At 63.9% G+C, this 17,808-nt stretch carries 10 protein-coding genes, 2 tRNA genes and 1 pseudogene; 7 read left to right on the top strand and 6 right to left on the bottom strand.

The features are described 5' to 3' along the window. Positions 1 to 3: 3 nt before the first annotated feature. Entirely contained in the window at positions 4 to 1,290 is a 1,287-nt protein-coding gene (locus DF200_RS01595; RefSeq protein ID WP_109136545.1) for a zinc ribbon domain-containing protein, read from the bottom strand. Positions 1,291 to 2,167: 877 nt separating this feature from the next. Beyond that, positions 2,168 to 3,856 (bottom strand): lysine--tRNA ligase, encoded by a 1,689-nt coding sequence (lysS, locus tag DF200_RS01590; RefSeq protein WP_109136544.1) that lies wholly within the window; start codon positions 3,854 to 3,856, stop codon positions 2,168 to 2,170. A 101-nt stretch (positions 3,857 to 3,957) separates the two neighbouring features. Between lysS and DF200_RS01585 the strand changes: the two genes are divergently transcribed. The 6 genes and pseudogenes from DF200_RS01585 (at position 3,958) to DF200_RS01560 (ending at position 12,106) form a co-directional block, all read left to right on the top strand. Continuing rightward, positions 3,958 to 4,034: transfer RNA gene (locus tag DF200_RS01585), tRNA-Pro, on the top strand. Positions 4,035 to 4,207: 173 nt separating this feature from the next. Continuing rightward, a complete protein-coding gene (locus tag DF200_RS01580; protein ID WP_109136543.1) occupies positions 4,208 to 5,395 on the top strand; it encodes an MFS transporter in 1,188 nt (395 codons plus the stop codon). Between the two features lie 165 nt (positions 5,396 to 5,560). Continuing rightward, positions 5,561 to 7,636: pseudogene (locus tag DF200_RS01575) on the top strand (DUF4037 domain-containing protein). A gap of 550 nt (positions 7,637 to 8,186) precedes the next feature. Then, positions 8,187 to 8,897: a DUF4125 family protein gene (locus tag DF200_RS01570; RefSeq protein WP_109136542.1), complete on the top strand. Its 711-nt coding sequence runs from the start codon at positions 8,187 to 8,189 to the stop codon at positions 8,895 to 8,897. Between the two features lie 197 nt (positions 8,898 to 9,094). Further along, positions 9,095 to 10,441 (top strand): NADP-specific glutamate dehydrogenase, encoded by a 1,347-nt coding sequence (gene gdhA, locus DF200_RS01565; RefSeq protein WP_109136608.1) that lies wholly within the window; start codon positions 9,095 to 9,097, stop codon positions 10,439 to 10,441. A 231-nt stretch (positions 10,442 to 10,672) separates the two neighbouring features. Then, positions 10,673 to 12,106: a metallophosphoesterase family protein gene (locus DF200_RS01560; RefSeq protein WP_109136541.1), complete on the top strand. Its 1,434-nt coding sequence runs from the start codon at positions 10,673 to 10,675 to the stop codon at positions 12,104 to 12,106. Positions 12,107 to 12,117: 11 nt separating this feature from the next. Here the strand turns inward: DF200_RS01560 and DF200_RS01555 are convergent, their stop codons facing one another. The 4 genes from DF200_RS01555 to serS all read right to left on the bottom strand — a co-directional run bounded on the left by DF200_RS01555 (position 12,118) and on the right by serS (position 16,378). Next, entirely contained in the window at positions 12,118 to 12,807 is a 690-nt protein-coding gene (locus DF200_RS01555) for an HAD family hydrolase (protein ID WP_146191982.1), read from the bottom strand. A gap of 81 nt (positions 12,808 to 12,888) precedes the next feature. Then, positions 12,889 to 12,973 (bottom strand) — tRNA-Ser (locus tag DF200_RS01550). 220 nt (positions 12,974 to 13,193) lie between these two features. Further along, complete coding sequence (locus DF200_RS01545; protein ID WP_241520083.1) at positions 13,194 to 14,342, bottom strand: MFS transporter; 1,149 nt, start codon at positions 14,340 to 14,342, stop codon at positions 13,194 to 13,196. Positions 14,343 to 15,091: 749 nt separating this feature from the next. Continuing rightward, entirely contained in the window at positions 15,092 to 16,378 is a 1,287-nt protein-coding gene (gene serS, locus DF200_RS01540; RefSeq protein ID WP_109136539.1) for a serine--tRNA ligase, read from the bottom strand. Between the two features lie 128 nt (positions 16,379 to 16,506). Here serS and DF200_RS01535 point away from each other — a divergent pair, with 128 nt between their 5' ends. After that, complete coding sequence (locus DF200_RS01535; protein ID WP_109136538.1) at positions 16,507 to 17,613, top strand: diacylglycerol/lipid kinase family protein; 1,107 nt, start codon at positions 16,507 to 16,509, stop codon at positions 17,611 to 17,613. Positions 17,614 to 17,808: the final 195 nt, after the last annotated feature.

Genomic DNA, 17,808 nt, shown 5'->3' with positions numbered 1-17,808 from the left:
GGATCATTCCCCGCTGGACTTGCTGACATCCTTGTCATAGCTCAGGGAGGTGACCTTCCAGCTCAGCTTATGCCCCTGCCTCAGCTCCTCCACATCCGAGGAGATGGGGATGTCGCAGCTTCCGGAGGCACCAGGCTTCAACGGCTGTTCCACACGGCAGGTTCTTTCGACGCCGTCCTCGAAGATCGGCCTCCCGTCGGCCATGAGCGTGATCGCGGCATCGGCCATGGTCCAATAGTCTCTGGTCGTATTGGTCACCGTGGCATTGAGCTGCGACCCGAACGGCCCCTCCCCCTGGGATATATCCACCTTCCGATTATTCTCCGGCACCACATCATCGGACGACGCCGTGCCGACGTCAAACAGTTTGATGCCGTTTACCGAGGTAATCTCCATATAGTAGGAGTTCTCCACCAACGTGATATAGAACGATATCCGACGTTTTTCATTTGCGCCCAAGGTCACCGCATTGTTTTTGAGATCAAAAGCCATCGCACTCTCGCCCCAATCCTCATCGATATGCGTAGTACCCATATCCTGAAAATCCAGGTCCTTACCCTTAAGGGTCCTATGCTTCTGCTCATCACCATACTTGTCTTTCGATGTGAAATCGATGAGGAACGAAGGAATCATCGTTTTCGCTTCATTGCGATTGTTCCGGGCATCCATGGACATCACATACGCGTCCACCTTCTTCGCCCCATCCCAGCAGTAGTCCTTGGTGAAGGTGACATCCGAGACCGTGATGTCGGGATCGGGGGATTTCGCAGTGGCGCCGTTCGAGGCGGATCCGGCTCCGCCATTGGACCCGGGAAGACCCTTGAACATCAGGACGAACACCGCCAGCACAACCACGGTGACCGCCGTCGCGATGACCGGGAACGGGATGTGCTTCAACAGACCCGTCGCAGTTTTTGCGGCCTCGGAGGATTTCGCGGCATTGGCCGAATTGGCCGAATTCCACAACGATTCGGTTATGGACGACTTGGATTCGGAGGCCTGAGTGTATTGAGTGGGCTGAGTGGGCTGGCCGAACATTCCAGGCTGGCTGGGCGACGTCTGGAACCGCCGCTCCGGTGCCGACTGGTCAGAGGACGGCCTTGGCGGCATCGACGGCATCGATGTCGGCTGATTCTGCCCTGCACCCTGCGGAGTCCACTGCAGCGGAGCTTGCCGGATACTTGTTTGTTGGCCATCAGCCGGTTGTCCGGCTGTAGGCAACGGACCACCACAGTTTACGCAAAACTTTGCGTTGGATTCATTCTGGCTGCCGCAATGAGGGCAAAGCATGGAAGCCCCTTCCCGAATTTCGATAACTTCTTGTTAGCACAATGATAATAGGGGATGACCGCAGCGGATTGTATGGTCTCGAAAGATCCTTCGGTCCCGAAAAATCCTTCGACTACGGCATTCGGAGCACCGCCTTATCGGGACCGGCAGGAGGCGGCCCCGGGATGTCGGAAGGGCACATGCTCCCACCCGGCGCGACAGCATCCAGACTCTTTCCGCATTGCCGGTCGGCTCGCATTGCGACGCATGCACCTCCGCCGGCTCAGCCGGCGCCGTGGAAGCTGGCCAGGATGGCGGCGACCTCACGCTTCTTCTGCGCGGTGGCCGCACTTCATGCATACCCCTCTTCCGAATGACGTCAACAGCCCCATGACGCTAATTCTAAGTTTGCATCACGGCTGGCGTACGCCATGGGTGGAAGCGGGAGGAGGTTGCAAACGATGCTGGGGAGATTGCCCGGCGGCTCCCTCCCCTCAGTCGGCTACGCCGACAGCTCCCCTCCCCAGCGGGGAGGGGGGCCGACACGACCCGGATCGCCCTAGTTCTCGCGCTCGCCTCCTCACCAGCGGGGAGGGTGAGTCAAGAAGCCGGGCCCCGGCCAGTTTGTCTGTCGAATTGAGCTGTACGATGATTGCCTTGCCCCCTGTCAGGGGAGCTGCCAGACGCAGTCTGACCGAGGGAGCGATCCCTCTCAGCACCCTCCCCTCAGTCGGCTGCGCCGACAGCTCCCCTCCGCCGGGAGGGGAGCCACGTAGCTGAGGCCTGGCCGTCTTGCCGTCGAATTGGGCTGTACGGTGATTGCCTTGGCTCCCCCTGTCAGGGGGAGCTGTCAGGCGCAGCCTGACTGAGGGGGTGCGATATCTCAGCCTCCCGCCGCCTACAGCGCGAGCGGCTTGACCAGCGGGAAGGTGATGGTCTCGCGAATCGTGGCACCGGTCAGCGCGATGAGCAGACGGTCGATGCCCATGCCCATGCCACCGGCCGGGGGCATACCCACGCCGAGCGCCTCAAGGAAGTCCTCGTCGATGTCGCACGCCTCCTCGTCGCCGGCGAGCGCGTCCTTGGCCTGGGCCACGAAGCGTTCGCGCTGCACGACCGGGTCGTTGAGCTCGGAGTATCCGGTGGCCAGCTCGAAGCCACGCACGTAGAGGTCCCACTTCTCCACCACGCCGGCCTTGGAGCGGTGGCCCTTGACGAGCGGGGAGGTCTCCACCGGGAAGTCGCGCACGAAGGTGGGCTCGTAGAGCTTGTCCTCGTAGAAGTGCTCCCACAGGTGTTCGACGAGCTTGCCGTGGTTCTCCACGTCGTCGCGCTCCACGCCGAGCTTGTCGGCGATGGCGCCGAGGTGCTCCACGGAGGTGCCGGGATTGTCGGGGCCGCCGTTGGGAACGATCTCCTCGCCGAGCGCCTCGGAGAGGGAATCGTACATGCTGATGGTCTTCCATTCGCCGCCGAAATCGTATTCGGTGCCGTCGAGCAGCGTGACCTTGTGCGAGCCGTAGACGTCCATGGCGGTCTTCTGCACGAGCTCCTTGACGAGCTCGCCGATGGTGTCGTACGTGCCGTACGCCTGATACGCCTCGACCATGGTGAACTCGGGGGCGTGCGTGGCGTCGACGCCCTCGTTGCGGAAGTCGCGGTTGATCTCGAACACGCGGTCGATGCCGCCGACGAGGCAGCGCTTGAGGAACAGCTCGGGGGCGATGCGCAGGTAGAGGTCGAGGTCGAAGGCGTTCATGTGCGTGGTGAACGGACGGGCCGCGGCGCCGCCGTGCACGGTCTGCAGCATCGGGGTCTCCACCTCGATGAAGTCGTGGTTCGCGAAGGTGTGGCGCAGCGAGGCGACGGCCTTGGAACGGTTGCGCACCATGTTGCGGATATTCTCGTCGGCGATCATGCCGATGTACGGCTTGCGGGTGCGGGTGTCCTCGTTGAGGTCCTTGTGCAGCGCCGGCAGCGGCTGCAGCGCCTTGGAGGCGATGGCCCATTCGGTGGCGAACACGGAGAGCTCACCCGTCTTGGAGGCGATCACACGGCCGCGGATGTACAGGTGGTCACCGAGGTCCACGAGCTGCTTGAACCGCTTGAGCGAGTCGGCGCCGATCTCGCGCTTGGAGACCATGCCCTGGATCTTCGTGCCGTCGCCGGCGGAGAGCTGCACGAAGCACAGGCCGCCCGCGTTGCGCAGGAACAGCACGCGGCCGGCGATGCCGACCACGTCCTCGGTCTCGTCGCCGGCTTCGAGCTTGCCGTCGTACCTGGCGCGCACGGCCTCGATGGTGTCGGTCACGTCGAGGTGGACCGGATAGGGCTCCAGGCCCTCGTTCAGCATCATGGCGCGCTTGGCCACGCGCATCTGCACCTGCTCGGAGTGGGCGAGCGGCCCGAATTCCTTGTTCGAGGGGTCGACGGCGTCGTCGAGCGAGGCGCCGTTCGCGATGCGTTCGGTGATGGCGGCGTCCTGCCGCAGCAGCATCTCCGCGCGTTCCACGGTGGTCATGCGGGGGGTGGATTCCTGCTCGTTCTCGGAGGAATCGCCGGAAGTGTTCTCGTTGAGCTCAGTCATATCATCACAGTGTAGCGATGCGGCGATACACGCGGAAAATCATGCGACACGCCGTGTTTTTGCCATAAATGACGCCTCGTGTAATATCTATCGAGGTCTTACGGGCTGTAGCGCAGCTTGGTAGCGCGCTTCGTTCGGGACGAAGAGGCCGCGGGTTCAAATCCCGCCAGCCCGACCAACAGAGGAGAATCGTTGAAATTTCAACGATTCTCCTTTTTTCATTGGACGTTCATATGGCGACGCCGTCGTCATCCCCCAAGGGCATTATCATGATGACGTCAAACGATGCAACGGTTCCACGGTCCGATGATTCATTCATTAATACGGTAATACGATTACGAAGAGCAAACCATGAAGAAGAGTCTTATCGCATTGGCGTTGGGCGCGTTCGCGCTCGGCGCCGCAGAATTCGTCATGATGGGCATCCTTCCCCAGACGGCGCACGACATGAACGTCACCATCCCCCAGGCAGGCCACTACATCTCCGCCTACGCCATCGGCGTATGCGCCGGCTCGCTGATCCTCGTGTTCGGCCGCAAAATCCCGCCGAAACGTCTCGTCCTGATGTTCATGGCACTCGTCATGATCGGCAACGCCATGTCCGCACTCTCCACCGGCAACGCCATGCTCGTCGCGGCACGGTTCATCTCCGGACTGCCGCACGGCGCGTTCTTCGGCACCGCCACCCTCATCGCCAAGACCGTGGCCGACAAGGGCCGCGAGGCGCAGGCCGTCTCCGTCATGGTGGCGGGGCAGACCATCGCCAACATGCTCGGCGTTCCGGCAGGCACGCTGCTCGGCGAATTCCTCTCCTGGCGGCTCGCGTTCGTGGTACTCGCCGTATGGGCGGCCGCCACCATCGTATTATCCGCGGCATGGATACCGGCACTGCCCGCCGTCAAGGACGTCGGACTGGCAGGACAGTTCAGGTTCCTGCGCCGACGCGGCCCCTGGCTCATCCTCGCAGCCGTGTTCCTCGGCAACTGCGGCGTCTTCTGCTGGTGGAGCTACATCTCCCCATGGCTGACGCGCGTGGGAGGCTGGCCGGCCCCGATGGTCCCGGCCCTCATGGTGCTCGCCGGACTGGGCATGGTCGTCGGCGGCCTCGCCGGCGGACGCGTCTGCGACGCCTGGCGCTACGCCGGAACCGCCGCGCTCGGCCAGGCGGTCTCCATGATCGGCCTCGTCATCATCTTCCTCCTGCCCGGCGGCCACGTCGGCACCGCCGTCATGACGTTCTGCGTGGCGTTCGGCATGTTCTTCATCTCCTCGCCCCAGCAGCTGCTCATGGCCAACGCGGGCAAGGGCGGCGGCGAACTCGTCGGCGGCGCATCCGTGCAGATCGCATTCAACCTCGGCAACGCCGGCGGATCCATCGTCGGCGGCCTCGCGCTCAACGCCACCGGCATGGACTACCATTTCTCGGCGCTCGCCGGCGCGCCGCTCGCCCTGCTCGCCGTGCTCTGCCTGGCCGTGTATTCGGTCCGCCACGAGACGAACACCGACGCCTACGAGCGCATGCGCCGCGTCGAGGTGTGACCGGGACGGCATGACCCGATGATTTCGGCGGGCGGCCTCGAACGATCCCCGCCGAAATCGCTGTGGGTAATATCACACCGTTTTCGTGACGCTTCACTGTTCAGCAAGGCCCACAACATCTAGACTTGATGTGGATAACCACCCGCTACCGAATCAGGGGGATGCATGGGCAACGAAGCGTTTGACGTCAACGGTTTCATCAAAGGTCTCGACGCGATCTTCTCCGCGCACGACGCGGCCACGAAGGCCGAGCCGTATCTGCTGGACTCGCTGGACGAGGCACGTCGGCTCGGCGACGACGCCGGCCAGCTGACGGTGATCAACGAACTGCTGGGATTCTACCGTTCGCAAGGCCGTCACGACGACAACCTGCCGCTGGTCAAGGAGTCGCTGGACCTGGCGAAACGCATGGGGCTGGAAGGCAGCGACGCCTGGGCCACCACGCTCATCAACGCCGCCACCGCCACACGTGCGGCAGGCGAATACGACGAAGCCGAGAAACTGTACCGCGAGGCGCTGGAGTCCAGCGAGAAGACCCTGGCACCGACCGACCGCCGCCTCGCCGCGCTGCACAACAACCTCTCCATCCTGTATTCGGAGACGGACCGTCTGGAACCGGCCGAGGCCGAGCTGCGCAAGGCGTTGTCCATCCTCGAATCGTCAAGCGTCAACGTGACCGAGGACGTGGACGTGGCGTCGACGCACACGAACCTCGCGCTGATCCTCATGAACGAGGGACGTGACGACGAGGCGCTCAAACACGCGGCCGAGGCGCTGCGCATCTACAAGCGCGGCCATCTGGAGAACAGCGCGCACTTCGCGTCGGCCCTGGCCGGCTACGCGCAGGCCTGCTTCCACGCCGGCGACCTGGCGAACGCCGTGCGCGCCTACCGCAAGTCCCTCGCCGTCATCGAGGAATGCTACGGCCACAACGACTACTACGACATCACCAAGGAGAACCTCGACGGAGCGGAGAAGGCAGCGGCCAAGGCCGGCGTCGCCGTGCCGGACGACGACGGCTCGGACTTCTGGGACGACGAGGGCTCGCGGTTCGCCGACGATTCGGCCACGGCCACGAAGCTCGCGGGCGCCGCGCAGTCGTTCGACTGGCATGTGGACCAGGAACGCCAGGCGATGACATCCTCGGCGGCGCAGGCGGGCCCCGCCCCGGCCGCCGCCAAGCCAGATGCCAAGCCCGTCGCCACGACGCGCCCGGCCATCACCGGCCTGAAGCTCGCCAAGGAATACTGGAACCACTGCGGCAAGCCGATGATCGCCGCCCGCTAGCCGGAATACAAGGGCCGCATCGCGGCGGGACTCGTCGGCCACGGGTCGGAATGCTACGGGTTCGACGACGAGATCTCGCAGGACCACGACTTCGGTCCCCGCTTCTGCATGTGGCTGACCGACGAGGACTACAAGGCCATCGGCGAACAGCTCCAGCATGACTACGAGACGTTGCTGCCCAAGGAGTTCATGGGCTTCACCGTGAAGGGCGCCGACTCCACCACGCCGCGTGCGCAGGGGGCGAACCGCCGCGAGGGCGCGTTCTCCATCGGCGACTTCTTCGAAGGCATCACCGGCTACCGCGAGGCACCGGGCGACGACCCCGCCAAGGCCCACGAATGGCTGATGCTGGACGAGGCGACGCTGGCCGCCGCCACCAACGGCCAGATCTTCGCCGACCCGCTCGGCGCGTTCTCCAAGACCAGGCAGGGCTTCAAGAACATGCCCGAGGACGTGCTCATCGCGCTGGTGTCGCGTCGACTCGGCATGATCTCGCAGGCCGGGCAGTACAACTTCCCGCGCATGATCGAGCGCGGCGACGGCGCGGCGGCATGGCTGTCAATCGAGGAATTCGTCAAGGCGGTCTCCTCGTTCGTCTACCTCATCAACGAGCCGATCACCGTGGGATACCTGCCGTACTACAAGTGGCAGTTCGCCGCGCTGCGCAAGCTGTGCCGCGGCCCGGTCACGCGCATGGACGACTCCGCCGAGCAGCTGGAGACGCTGCTGCGGCTCTCCTCGGCGGCGTGCTTCGGCGGTGCCGGATTCGGCGAGGGAGGCAAGGGCGCGGGCCCGGTCGTCGAGCAGGTGAAGTCGATCATCGACCACCTGTGCGGCGAGGTGCTCACGGAGATCCGCCGCGACGGCTGGACCCGCAGCGACGAGACGTTCCTCGAATGGCAGCGCCCGTATGTGGAGGAGCACATCGCCAACCCCTGGCTCAAGAGCCTGTAGGCGGGGTTCGGGACGGGTGTTCGGGAGCTCCCCTCAGTCGGCTGACGCCGACAGCTCCCCTCCGCCGGGAGGGGAGCCAGAAACACAGCCCCCGGCTCCCCTCGTAAGTCAAGACCACGGCCTCACGAAAGAGCTCCCCTCCGCCGGGAGGGGAGCCAGAAACACAGCCCCGGCTCCCCTCCGCGAGGCAGGCCGTCATGCACAGCATGACCCCTCTCCCTCGGCTCCCCTCTGTGAGGGGAGCTGTCATGCGTAGCATGACTGAGGGGAGACACAGTCACAGGCTCGCAAACCTCAGCTCCCATCCAGCCAACTCCACAGCAGACGCCCTCCCCTCAGTCGGCTGACGCCGACAGCTCCCCTCCTCCAGGAGGGGAGCCAGAAACACAGCCCCGGCTCCCCTCCGCGAGGCAGGCCGTCATGCACAGCATGACCCCCCTCTTCCTCGGCTCCCCTCTGTGAGGGGAGCTGTCATGCGTAGCATGACTGAGGGGAGCTTCGCCACGTCCATCCTTCCGCCCATCCAAACACATCATCATCGGAGGAGATCATGTCCGATACGAATACGGCCAACACCACCAACACCACCAACGAAAGCGCCGACCACGTGCTCACCGCCACACTGTGGTACGACGAGCAGCACGACATCAACGAGCAGGCGCACCGGGCCGAGCTCATCGTCCGCCATGAATGGAACCAGTTCCAGGAGGTGAACAACGAGGGCGGCCGCGCCAACTGCCAAGGGGACTGGCCCACGTTCCACCAGATGCGCATCAGCCAGTTCCTCACCTGGCGCATCGACCTGCTCGACAGCTACGCGCAGGACCTCGACGACGCCGACGCGGCCGGCCGCAACCTCCTGACCGAGAAGTACGCGCGCATGATGGAATCCACCGAGCCCGAACGGTACCACAGGGAGCTCGAACCCTCGATGCCGAAGCTCGACCCGGAGCGCCTCGACGCGCAGGAGGCCGTCATCCGGCAGCAGGTGCAATGGGCGCGCGAGTTCCGCGAGCGCTATCCGAAGCTCGGCGAGGCCATGCGAGTGCTGACCACCGACCAGGACGAGATCGGCGTCACGTCGTTCGAGACGTATCTGCGCGGCGAACTCGGCACGTATTCGGACCGCACGTTCCACAAATACGCGCTGATGATCATCGACCTGCGCAACGCGGGCGTGAACATCACCGAGCAGACCATCGCCACCACGGTGATCCTCGGCGGCTTCTCCGGTCTCGACGAGGCCGAGGCCGCACAGTAGGGCACGCCATTCCGATAGGGTTTTCCTATATATGGAATAGGTATTCACATGGGCGGCATTCTGCCTTATTATGAGGGTGTTCTCACCAATCAGAGCGTTGCCGCCCCCTCCGCGATCACGTCACGTCCTTGGAAAACCATGGCGCAGGCGCAGGTGTGCGAACATGCGGCGAGGCTCCCTACATGCTAAGGAGCATGATGCTGAACAACGAATATCTCAAGCGCGTCTACGATCAGGTGGAGCAGCGCGATGGTGACCAGCCGGAGTTCCTGCAGGCCGTTCGCGAGGTCTTCGAATCCCTCGAACCGGTCGTCGAGAAGCACCCCGAATACGAGAAGAACGGCGTCCTTGAGCGCATCGTCGAGCCCGAGCGCGTCGTCAAGTTCCGTGTGGCCTGGGTCGATGACGAGGGCAAGGTGCAGGTGAACCGCGGCTACCGTGTTCAGTTCAACTCCGCGATCGGACCGTACAAGGGCGGCCTGCGCTTCCACCCGACCGTCAACGAGGGCGTCATCAAGTTCCTCGGCTTCGAGCAGATCCTCAAGAACAGCCTGACCACGCTGCCGATGGGCGGCGGCAAGGGCGGCTCCGACTTCAACCCGAAGGGCCGCTCCGACGCCGAGGTCATGCGCTTCTGCCAGGCCTTCATGACCGAGCTGTGCCGCCACATCGGCCAGTTCACCGATGTCCCGGCCGGCGACATCAACGTGGGCGGCCGCGAGATCGGCTACCTCTTCGGCCAGTACAAGCGCATCCGCGACGAATACTCCGGCGTGCTCACAGGCAAGGGCCTGGAGTTCGGCGGCTCGCTCGCCCGCACCGAGGCCACCGGCTACGGCGTCTGCTACTACATGCAGGAGGCCCTGCGCGTGCTGAAGAACGATTCCTTCGAAGGCAAGACCGTCGTGATCTCCGGTTCCGGCAACGTGGCCATCTACGCCGCGCAGAAGGCCGAGCAGCTGGGCGCCAAGGTCGTCACCGTCTCCGATTCCAACGGCTACGTCTACGATCCGGAAGGCATCAAGGTGGACGTCGTCAAGCAGATCAAGGAGGTCGAGCGCGGCCGCATCAAGGAGTACGCCGAGCGCGTGCCGTCCGCCGAATACCATGAGGGCTGCTCCGGCGTGTGGACCGTCAAGTGCGACATCGCCCTGCCGTGCGCCACCCAGAACGAGATCGACGAGGAGTCCGCCAAGGCGCTCGTCGCTGGCGGATGCCAGGCCGTGTGCGAGGGCGCGAACATGCCGTCGACCCCGGAGGCCATCGCCGTCTATCAGGACGCCGGCCTGCTGTACGGCCCGGCCAAGGCCGCGAACGCCGGCGGCGTCGCCGTCTCCGGACTGGAGATGAGCCAGAACAGCTATCGTCTCAGCTGGACGTTCGACGAGGTCGACGCCAAGCTGAAGAACATCATGGAGACCATCGTGTCCGAATCCCTGGCCGCCGCCAAGGAATACGGTCACGAGGGCGACCTCATGCTCGGCGCCAACGCCGCCGGCTTCGTCAAGGTCGCCAACGCCATGGTCGCCCAGGGCGTTCTGTAAACACCGAAAAAACACCGGAAAAACACCGACGTGCCGGGATCGGTCCCGTAACCGTGCCGCCCGGCGCCTTCCGATGCCACGACCGCATGGCAGGAACCGTCCTGCCTCCCCATCCACACCTTGGGGAGGCAGGACGGTTTTCCATTTCCGCCGCGAACAGTTCGCATAGGCTTCAGCATGCCGGCACCCGATATTCAGTTTGATGAACCCCGACGATATAGAGTGGTAGGCATGACTCTTCGATTTCGCGAGAACGGCACGTTCCGAGTGCTGCAGATGGCCGACATCCAGGACGGGCCCGACGTCAACGAGGACACGATTCGCCTGATCCGCGAAGCCATCGCCGTCTCCGACCCCGACCTCGTCGTGCTCACCGGCGACCAGATCCGTGGATACGACCCCGCCTACATCGACACGTTCCTGCGCCGGCGCGGCGACCGGCCCGGTGCCCACGTGCGCGCCGTCACCAGATTCGAGGCGGCCGTGCAGGGCATGCAACCCTCGGACGACGATGCCGAGACCGCCATGGACCGCACGCGCGAGAAGGTGCGAGAGACGTTCTCCGCGTTCCTCGGACCGGCCGTGACCGCCGACGTGCCGTTCGCCGCCACTTACGGCAACCACGACTTCCAATGCGGCGTGCTCGTCGACGAGCAGGACGACATGTACCGCGAATTCCCCGGATGCCTCAACCCCCGCAGCACGCCCGACACCCCGACAGCGCTGGCCGCCGACCATGCCGACCCGCTGGTCTGCGAGCCGGGCACGTTCGCCCTGCCCGTGGAATCGTCCGACGGCGGCCGCATCGCCATGAGCGTGATGATGGTGAACTCCGGCGACTACGCCAGCGAGATCGGCGGCGAGGACGGCGAACCCGGTTCGCATGTGGAAAGCCCCGTCGAACTCGCCTCCCAGACCGCCGACACCGTCCCCTACGAACTGTATGCGGTCAAGTCCCGCGACTTCGACCTGGCCGACACCGCCGGCTATGGCACGCCCAGTCCCGAAGCCATCCGCTGGCTGGGCGACGTGCAGCGTCATCTCGGCGAACGCAACGGCGACGGTCTCCCGGTGCCGGCCATCGCGTTCCAGCACATCCCCCCGCAGGAGTTCTACCAGTGCCTGCGCGAAGTGCCGGCGTGGACCCCATACGCAGTGGAAGGCACACGCACGTTCTCCGGCAAATGCTATCTTCTCGACGAATCGAAATGCCGGCCGGGCTCGCTGCTCGGCGAATCCATCGGATGCGCCGACGTGAACTGCGGCGAGGTGGAGGCCATGCGCAAGGCCGGCGGCTATTTCGCCCTGTTCGCCGGGCACGACCACAAGAACGCGTTCGTCGGCCGGGTGGACGGCTTCGACCTCGGCTACGCCCCCACCTGCGGATTCACGTCATACGGACCGAAATCGGCGTTGCGCGGCATCCGCCTGTTCACGTTCCACGAGGCCGACCCGTCCACATACGACACCCGCATGCTCACCTACGGCGAACTCATCGGACGTCGTTCAGGCAACGAGGTGCGCGTGTTCATCGGCGACCATCTCATGACCGACGGCGCATCCGTACGCAACGAACTGCGCAAACCCAAGGTCGCGGCCACGGTCGCGCTTGGCGGCGCCGCGCTCGCCCACGTCGTCTGGCATGGACTGATCCGACGGCGATAGCCGGGTCCCCGTCACAGATGCACGCCGGCCTGCGCGAGCTGGCTGCGGGCGTCCATCGCATTGACGAACACGAACGACTGGAATCCGGCGTCGCGCGCGGCCTCCACATTCCACGGCTTGTCGTCGATGAACACCGATCTCGCCGGCTCGACGCCAAAACGCTCGGCGGCGAGCTCATAGATGCGCCTGTCCGGTTTCTTCAGCCGCTCGGTCGAGGAGACGACCACGTCGTTGAGCAGCCGCATGGCGGGATACCTGCCCTGTGCGTAGTCGACCGCATCGGCCGTGAAGTTCGTCAGTCCCCATGTGGGGATGCCGCGCGTATGCAATAGTTCGAGCAAGGTGTCCATGCCCGGAATCATGCCTCGGAACGCCAGATCGCGGTGGGCGAGATACAGGTCGAACGCCCCCTCGTCCGCCTTCCCCGCATGATGGGCGCGATAGTCGGCGGCCGCCTCGGCGGCATCCATGCCGGCGTCAAGAAGCCCGTCGTAATGCCAGAACCCATAATCGGCGTCCTCGTCGTAGAACGTCTTCCACACGTCCACCGACGATTGCTCGGCAAACAGGTCGTAGGTGCCGCCTCTGGGATCCCATTGCAGCAGCACGTCGCAGAAATCGAATATCACATTGGTTTCGTCGGTCCCATGGTTCTTCGGCGTATACGGCATTGGCTCCCCCTGATGTTCGGCGACTACCACGCCACTGTACTCCCGCCGCGCGGCCTGTTCCCCACAGGTGGCCGAAAAACAGAAAAGCCCCGGAGGAATCCGGGGCGTTTGCGGACAGGGCGAGATTCGAACTCGCGGAAGCTTGCGCTTCAACGGTTTTCAAGACCGTCTCTTTAGACCGCTCAGACACCTGTCCATCGTTGTGTGCGCGTCTTGCGCGCGCGTCGCAACGACGTTCGTGCAAAAGCACGCGTTACATCATAATCCATAACGCGGGTTTCTCCAAACCACGGGTGCCGATGTCCTCGTCCTAATCGTCGAAATCGGCAATCTCCTCGTCGAAATCGCCGAAATCGGGGACGAAATCGACGATTTGCGCGAGGAAAACAGCGAATGTCAGTCAGCCAGTCAGTCAGTCACGCCTTGGATTGGCGGCGTTTCATATCGGCCCGCAGCCACACGACCGTCAGATACGCCAGCAGCGCGAACACGGCGCCGAACGGTCCAAGCCAACGCATGCCGATATGGTCGGTCACCAGGCCACCGACAGCCGAGCCAAGCGCGATGCCGATGTTGAACGCCATCGAATTGAACGAGGAGGCAAGATTCATCGAACCGGGATGCGTCTTCGCCGCCACGTCCATATACAGCACCTGCGACGGGGTGTTCTGCAGATACATGAAGAGTCCGAGCGCCAGCAGCACCAGACATCCGGTGACGGCGTTCATGACGGCAAACGGCAGCACGACCATGAACGCCGCCTGAACGACGTAGATGAACCGCACCCTGACCAGCGGCTCCACTCCCCTGCCGTTGTCGCCGAGCTTGCCGCTGTACAGATTGCTCGCCAGACACGCCACGCCGTAGCAGGACAATGCCACCGCGATGAATCGCGGGGCGATGCCGATCTGCTGTTCGAGAATGGGCGTGAGATACGTATAGAACACGTAGGTCGCCGCGGCACCGAACACGACGGCGAGGATGCCGCCCCAGATGCGTTTCTCGGTGAAGATGAAGAACTGCGCGAGAAAACGCGATTTCGGTCCGTAATGGTTCTTCGGCAGTACGAAACACATGACGATGATGAGCAGCACCGTCAGCAGATTGATGATGTGGAACGCCCAACGCCAGCCGAACGCGTTCGCGATGGACGTGCCGATCGGCACACCGAACACCGATGCGATGGAGAACCCGGAGAACACCCATGCCACGAATTTGGTGCGGTTGCGCGCCGAGGCGACGTCGGGCGCGAAGGTCATGGACACGGCCACCGTGGTGCCGGAAATCAGCGCGATCACGATTCGCGCGGCCACGAGCATGCCGTAGCCGACGGCGAACGCGCACATGACGTTGCCGATGAGGAAGACCACGGCGAGGAAGATCATGGTACGGAATCGTTCGAACCGGGAGCTGATCGAGGCGCCGATCGGCGTGGCCGGCGCGTAGACGAAGGCGAACAGCGAGACGAGCCCGCCGACGGTGGTCAAGGAGACATTCAGGCCTTCGGCGATGTCGGGCAGAATGCCGACGACGATGAATTCGCTCATGCCGAGCATGAAGCTCATGGCGATGAGGGAGATCACCGGCGGGGTGAAGAACCGGTCGTCGCGGGGAGTGGGCGCGCCGGCTGCTGCGGCGGACTCGACCGCCGCGCGGGAGGATTCGGTCTTGACGTTCTTCTGGCCGGCGCCATTCGACTCCTGCGTCATCATCGTTCTCTTCCATGAGGAACCCCGCTGGACGGGGATGCTTTTTTATGGAACGAAAAAACGGTAACGCTGTCATCCGACAAAAATCGGTATATACGACACGCCAATAATCACTATAGAGACAGCGCTTGCGCAAAATATGACGGAAATGGACTTCATGCCGTAGGCTCCCCGGGGCCCGGTTTGGCGGTTACGGTGCCGGTGCCGGGGATTGGCTTCCTGCCGTAGGCTCCTGGGGCCCGGCCTCATAGGGCGATGACGTCGTATCAGCCCCGATGTGCGACGACGCGGAACACGCAAAACGACGAAAGAACTATTCCGTGGCGATCCTTTCCGTCACGGAACTCCGGATGTGGAACATATGCCTCCATACCGGCCAACAGCGCAAACGCCGATATCAGGGCCGTTGATATCACACGGAATCCATATGAGATTGGCATCCGGATCATGCCACGGAACGGCGAGAAAAAATGATTGTGGTTCCATGCCATGAAATCCCGGCACGGAACCACGATCATCCAACATATGGCATTGCCATATGGCAATGCGTGGCACCCATCGTCCGACGACGACGTCACACACGGCCCGTCAAAAAAGAGGGGGAATCAGGCCTCCCACTTCGTCGGCTCGATGACCTCGCGGCCGCCCATGTAAGGACGCATGGCCTGCGGGATCACGATGGAGCCGTCCTTCTGCTGATGATTCTCAAGGATGGCGACGAGCCAACGGGTGGTGGCCAGCGTGCCGTTGAGCGTGGAAACGGCGCGGGTGCCGCCGTCCTCGGTACGTTCGCGGATGTTGAGGCGGCGGGCCTGGTACTCGGTGCAGTTCGAGGTGGAGGTGAGCTCGCGGTAGCGGCCCTGCGTCGGCACCCATGCCTCGCAGTCGAACTTGCGGGCGGCGGAGGAGCCGAGGTCGCCGGCGGCGGTGTCGATGATGCGGTACGGCACCTCGACCTTGCCGAGCATCTCCTGCTCCATCGCAAGCAGAGCCTGGTGCTGGGCGCGGGAATCCTCCTGCTTGCAGTAAACGAACATCTCCACCTTGTCGAACTGGTGCACGCGGATGATGCCGGAGGTGTCCTTGCCTGCGGCGCCTGCCTCGCGGCGGTAGCAGGAGCTCCAGCCGGTGTAGCGCAGCGGACCGTCGGAGAGGTCGAGGATCTCGTTCTCGTGCATGCCGGCGAGCGCCACCTCGGAGGTGCCGACAAGGTACTGGTCGTCGGGTTCGCGCAGACGGTAGATCTCATCGGCATGGGAGTTGAGGAATCCGGTGCCGGCCATGACCTCGGGACGCACGAGCGTCGGCGTGATGGCGAGGATGAAGCCGTTCTGCTCGGCCTGGTCCACGGCCATGGTGAGCATGGCGATCTGCATACGGGCCACGGCACCGCGCAGGAAGTAGAAGCGGGAGCCGCCGACCTTCACGCCGCGGCGCATGTCGATGCCGGCCACGCCGGTACCGAGGGTGAGATGGTCCTTGGGCTCAAAGCCTTCGGCTGCGAAGTCGCGAATCTGACCGACCTTCTTGACGACCACGTAGTCGTCCTCGCCGCCTTCGGGGGCCTCGGGCTCCACGATGTTGGAGAGCTTCCACATGGCGGTGGTGTATTCCTCGGCGGCCTTGTCGGCCTCGGACTTGAACTCGGCGACCTTGTTGGACAGTTCCTTGGTCTGGGCGATGACGGCAGCCTTCTCGTCGGCCGGGGCGGAGGCGACCTTCTTGCCCATGGCCTTCTGTTCGGCGCGGGCGGTCTCGAATTCCTTCAGCGCGGTGCGACGCGCCTCGTCGGAGCGAAGGACCTCGTCGACGAGCTCGACGGACTCGCCGCGCTTGCGCTGGGATTCCTTGACGACGTCCGCATGTTCACGAATGAATTGAATATCAAGCATAGGGCTTACGATAATGCCCGCGTAAGACACGCCGGACGATGCCGCACGCCGCAAGAATTCGTGCAGAAAACGAAGAAATTCGCGGCATCGTGGGTGCTTTTCCGACGTCCGGTCATGACAATGGACTCATGTCTGCAGGCTGGATCATCCTCATCGTCATCATCGCCGTGGCGGCGGTCGCGGCCATCGTCGCCGGGGGCGTCGCCATGGTTCGTCGCCGTCGTCTGATCGATGCCATAGAACGGCGCGACGAGGCGTCCGCCACCTATGCGTTCATCCTCAATCCGTCCAAACCGGGCGCGGAGGACATCCGCAGGCAGATCATCGCCTTCTTCCGGGAGCGCGAGATGGCATCCCCCATGTTCATCGACACCAGGCTCGACAAGGACGGCAAGGCATGCGCGTTGGAGGCGATGGACCGCGGCGCCGACGCCATCGTGGCCGTGGGCGGCGACGGCACCGTACGCACGGCGGCCAGCGCGATGGCGGGCACGGACCGTCCGTTCGGCATCATTCCCATCGGCACAGGCAACCTGTTCGCCCGCAACATGGGCATTCCGATCGGCGACGTCGACGCCGCCCTGCAGGTGGCGATATCGCATGGATCGCGCAAGGTCGACATGGGCCGCATGACGCTGCTGGACTCCGACGAGCCGAAACGCCGCCGCGCGTTCCTCATCATCGCGGGCATCGGATTCGATGCAGCGATGATCGACGACACCGATCCGGCATTGAAGAAGAACATCAGCTGGCTGGCGTATTTCGTAGGCGGGGTGAAGAACCTGTTCACGCCGAAATACCATGGCACGTTCACCATCTGCGGACCGGACGGCAACGAGCAGACGTCGGAAAGCACCGCGTTCCGCACGTTCATGGCGGGCAACTGCGGGCAGATCCCCGGCTTCGCGCTCATGCCCGAGGCCGCGTACGACGACGGCATCCTCGATTTCGAGCTGATCGACACGACGGGCGGCATCATCGGATGGGCCAACCTGTTCGGCGATGTCCTGCATCAGACGATCACCAAGCGCGCCGGGCAGAACCCGTTGTCCACGAACTCGTCGGTCGACCAGATCCAGGGCTCGCGCGCGGAGATTCGTCTGGAGAAGCCGGCGTTGGCGCAGGTGGACGGCGACATCCTCGGCAAGACCGCGCACATCGAGTTCACCGTGGAGCATCGTGCACTGTGCGTGCGCGTGCCCGAACCTGCGGCGCCCGCCGCACCAGCCGCGTAGACGGAGGCCGGGATAATCGGACTTCGGAATATGCCGACGTCGCCGCCCGGTCGTTGCCATTCCCCGTGGCCGAACGACCGGACCGAACGACCGGACCGACCACCGACCCGACCAACCGGCCCAACGACGATGAACGGCGTATAAACGCACGAACACCGCTGCCGAAACATTTTGCGACATCGGAGGCCGAACGCC

This window comes from Bifidobacterium catulorum, from assembly GCF_003129925.1.
GTDB lineage: Bacteria > Actinomycetota > Actinomycetes > Actinomycetales > Bifidobacteriaceae > Galliscardovia > Galliscardovia catulorum.
This window is presented reverse-complemented; position numbering and strand designations above follow the sequence as displayed.

Excerpts from the sequence above, each read along its gene's own strand:
- DF200_RS01595 (WP_109136545.1), bottom strand. The coding sequence starts at position 1,290 with ATGCTTTGCCCTCATTGCGGCAGCCAGAATGAATCCAACGCAAAGTTT.
- lysS (WP_109136544.1), bottom strand. The coding sequence starts at position 3,856 with ATGACTGAGCTCAACGAGAACACTTCCGGCGATTCCTCCGAGAACGAG.
- DF200_RS01580 (WP_109136543.1), top strand. The coding sequence starts at position 4,208 with ATGAAGAAGAGTCTTATCGCATTGGCGTTGGGCGCGTTCGCGCTCGGC.
- DF200_RS01570 (WP_109136542.1), top strand. The coding sequence starts at position 8,187 with ATGTCCGATACGAATACGGCCAACACCACCAACACCACCAACGAAAGC.
- gdhA (WP_109136608.1), top strand. The coding sequence starts at position 9,095 with ATGCTGAACAACGAATATCTCAAGCGCGTCTACGATCAGGTGGAGCAG.
- DF200_RS01560 (WP_109136541.1), top strand. The coding sequence starts at position 10,673 with ATGACTCTTCGATTTCGCGAGAACGGCACGTTCCGAGTGCTGCAGATG.
- DF200_RS01545 (WP_241520083.1), bottom strand. The coding sequence starts at position 14,342 with ATGAGCTTCATGCTCGGCATGAGCGAATTCATCGTCGTCGGCATTCTG.
- serS (WP_109136539.1), bottom strand. The coding sequence starts at position 16,378 with ATGCTTGATATTCAATTCATTCGTGAACATGCGGACGTCGTCAAGGAA.
- DF200_RS01535 (WP_109136538.1), top strand. The coding sequence starts at position 16,507 with ATGTCTGCAGGCTGGATCATCCTCATCGTCATCATCGCCGTGGCGGCG.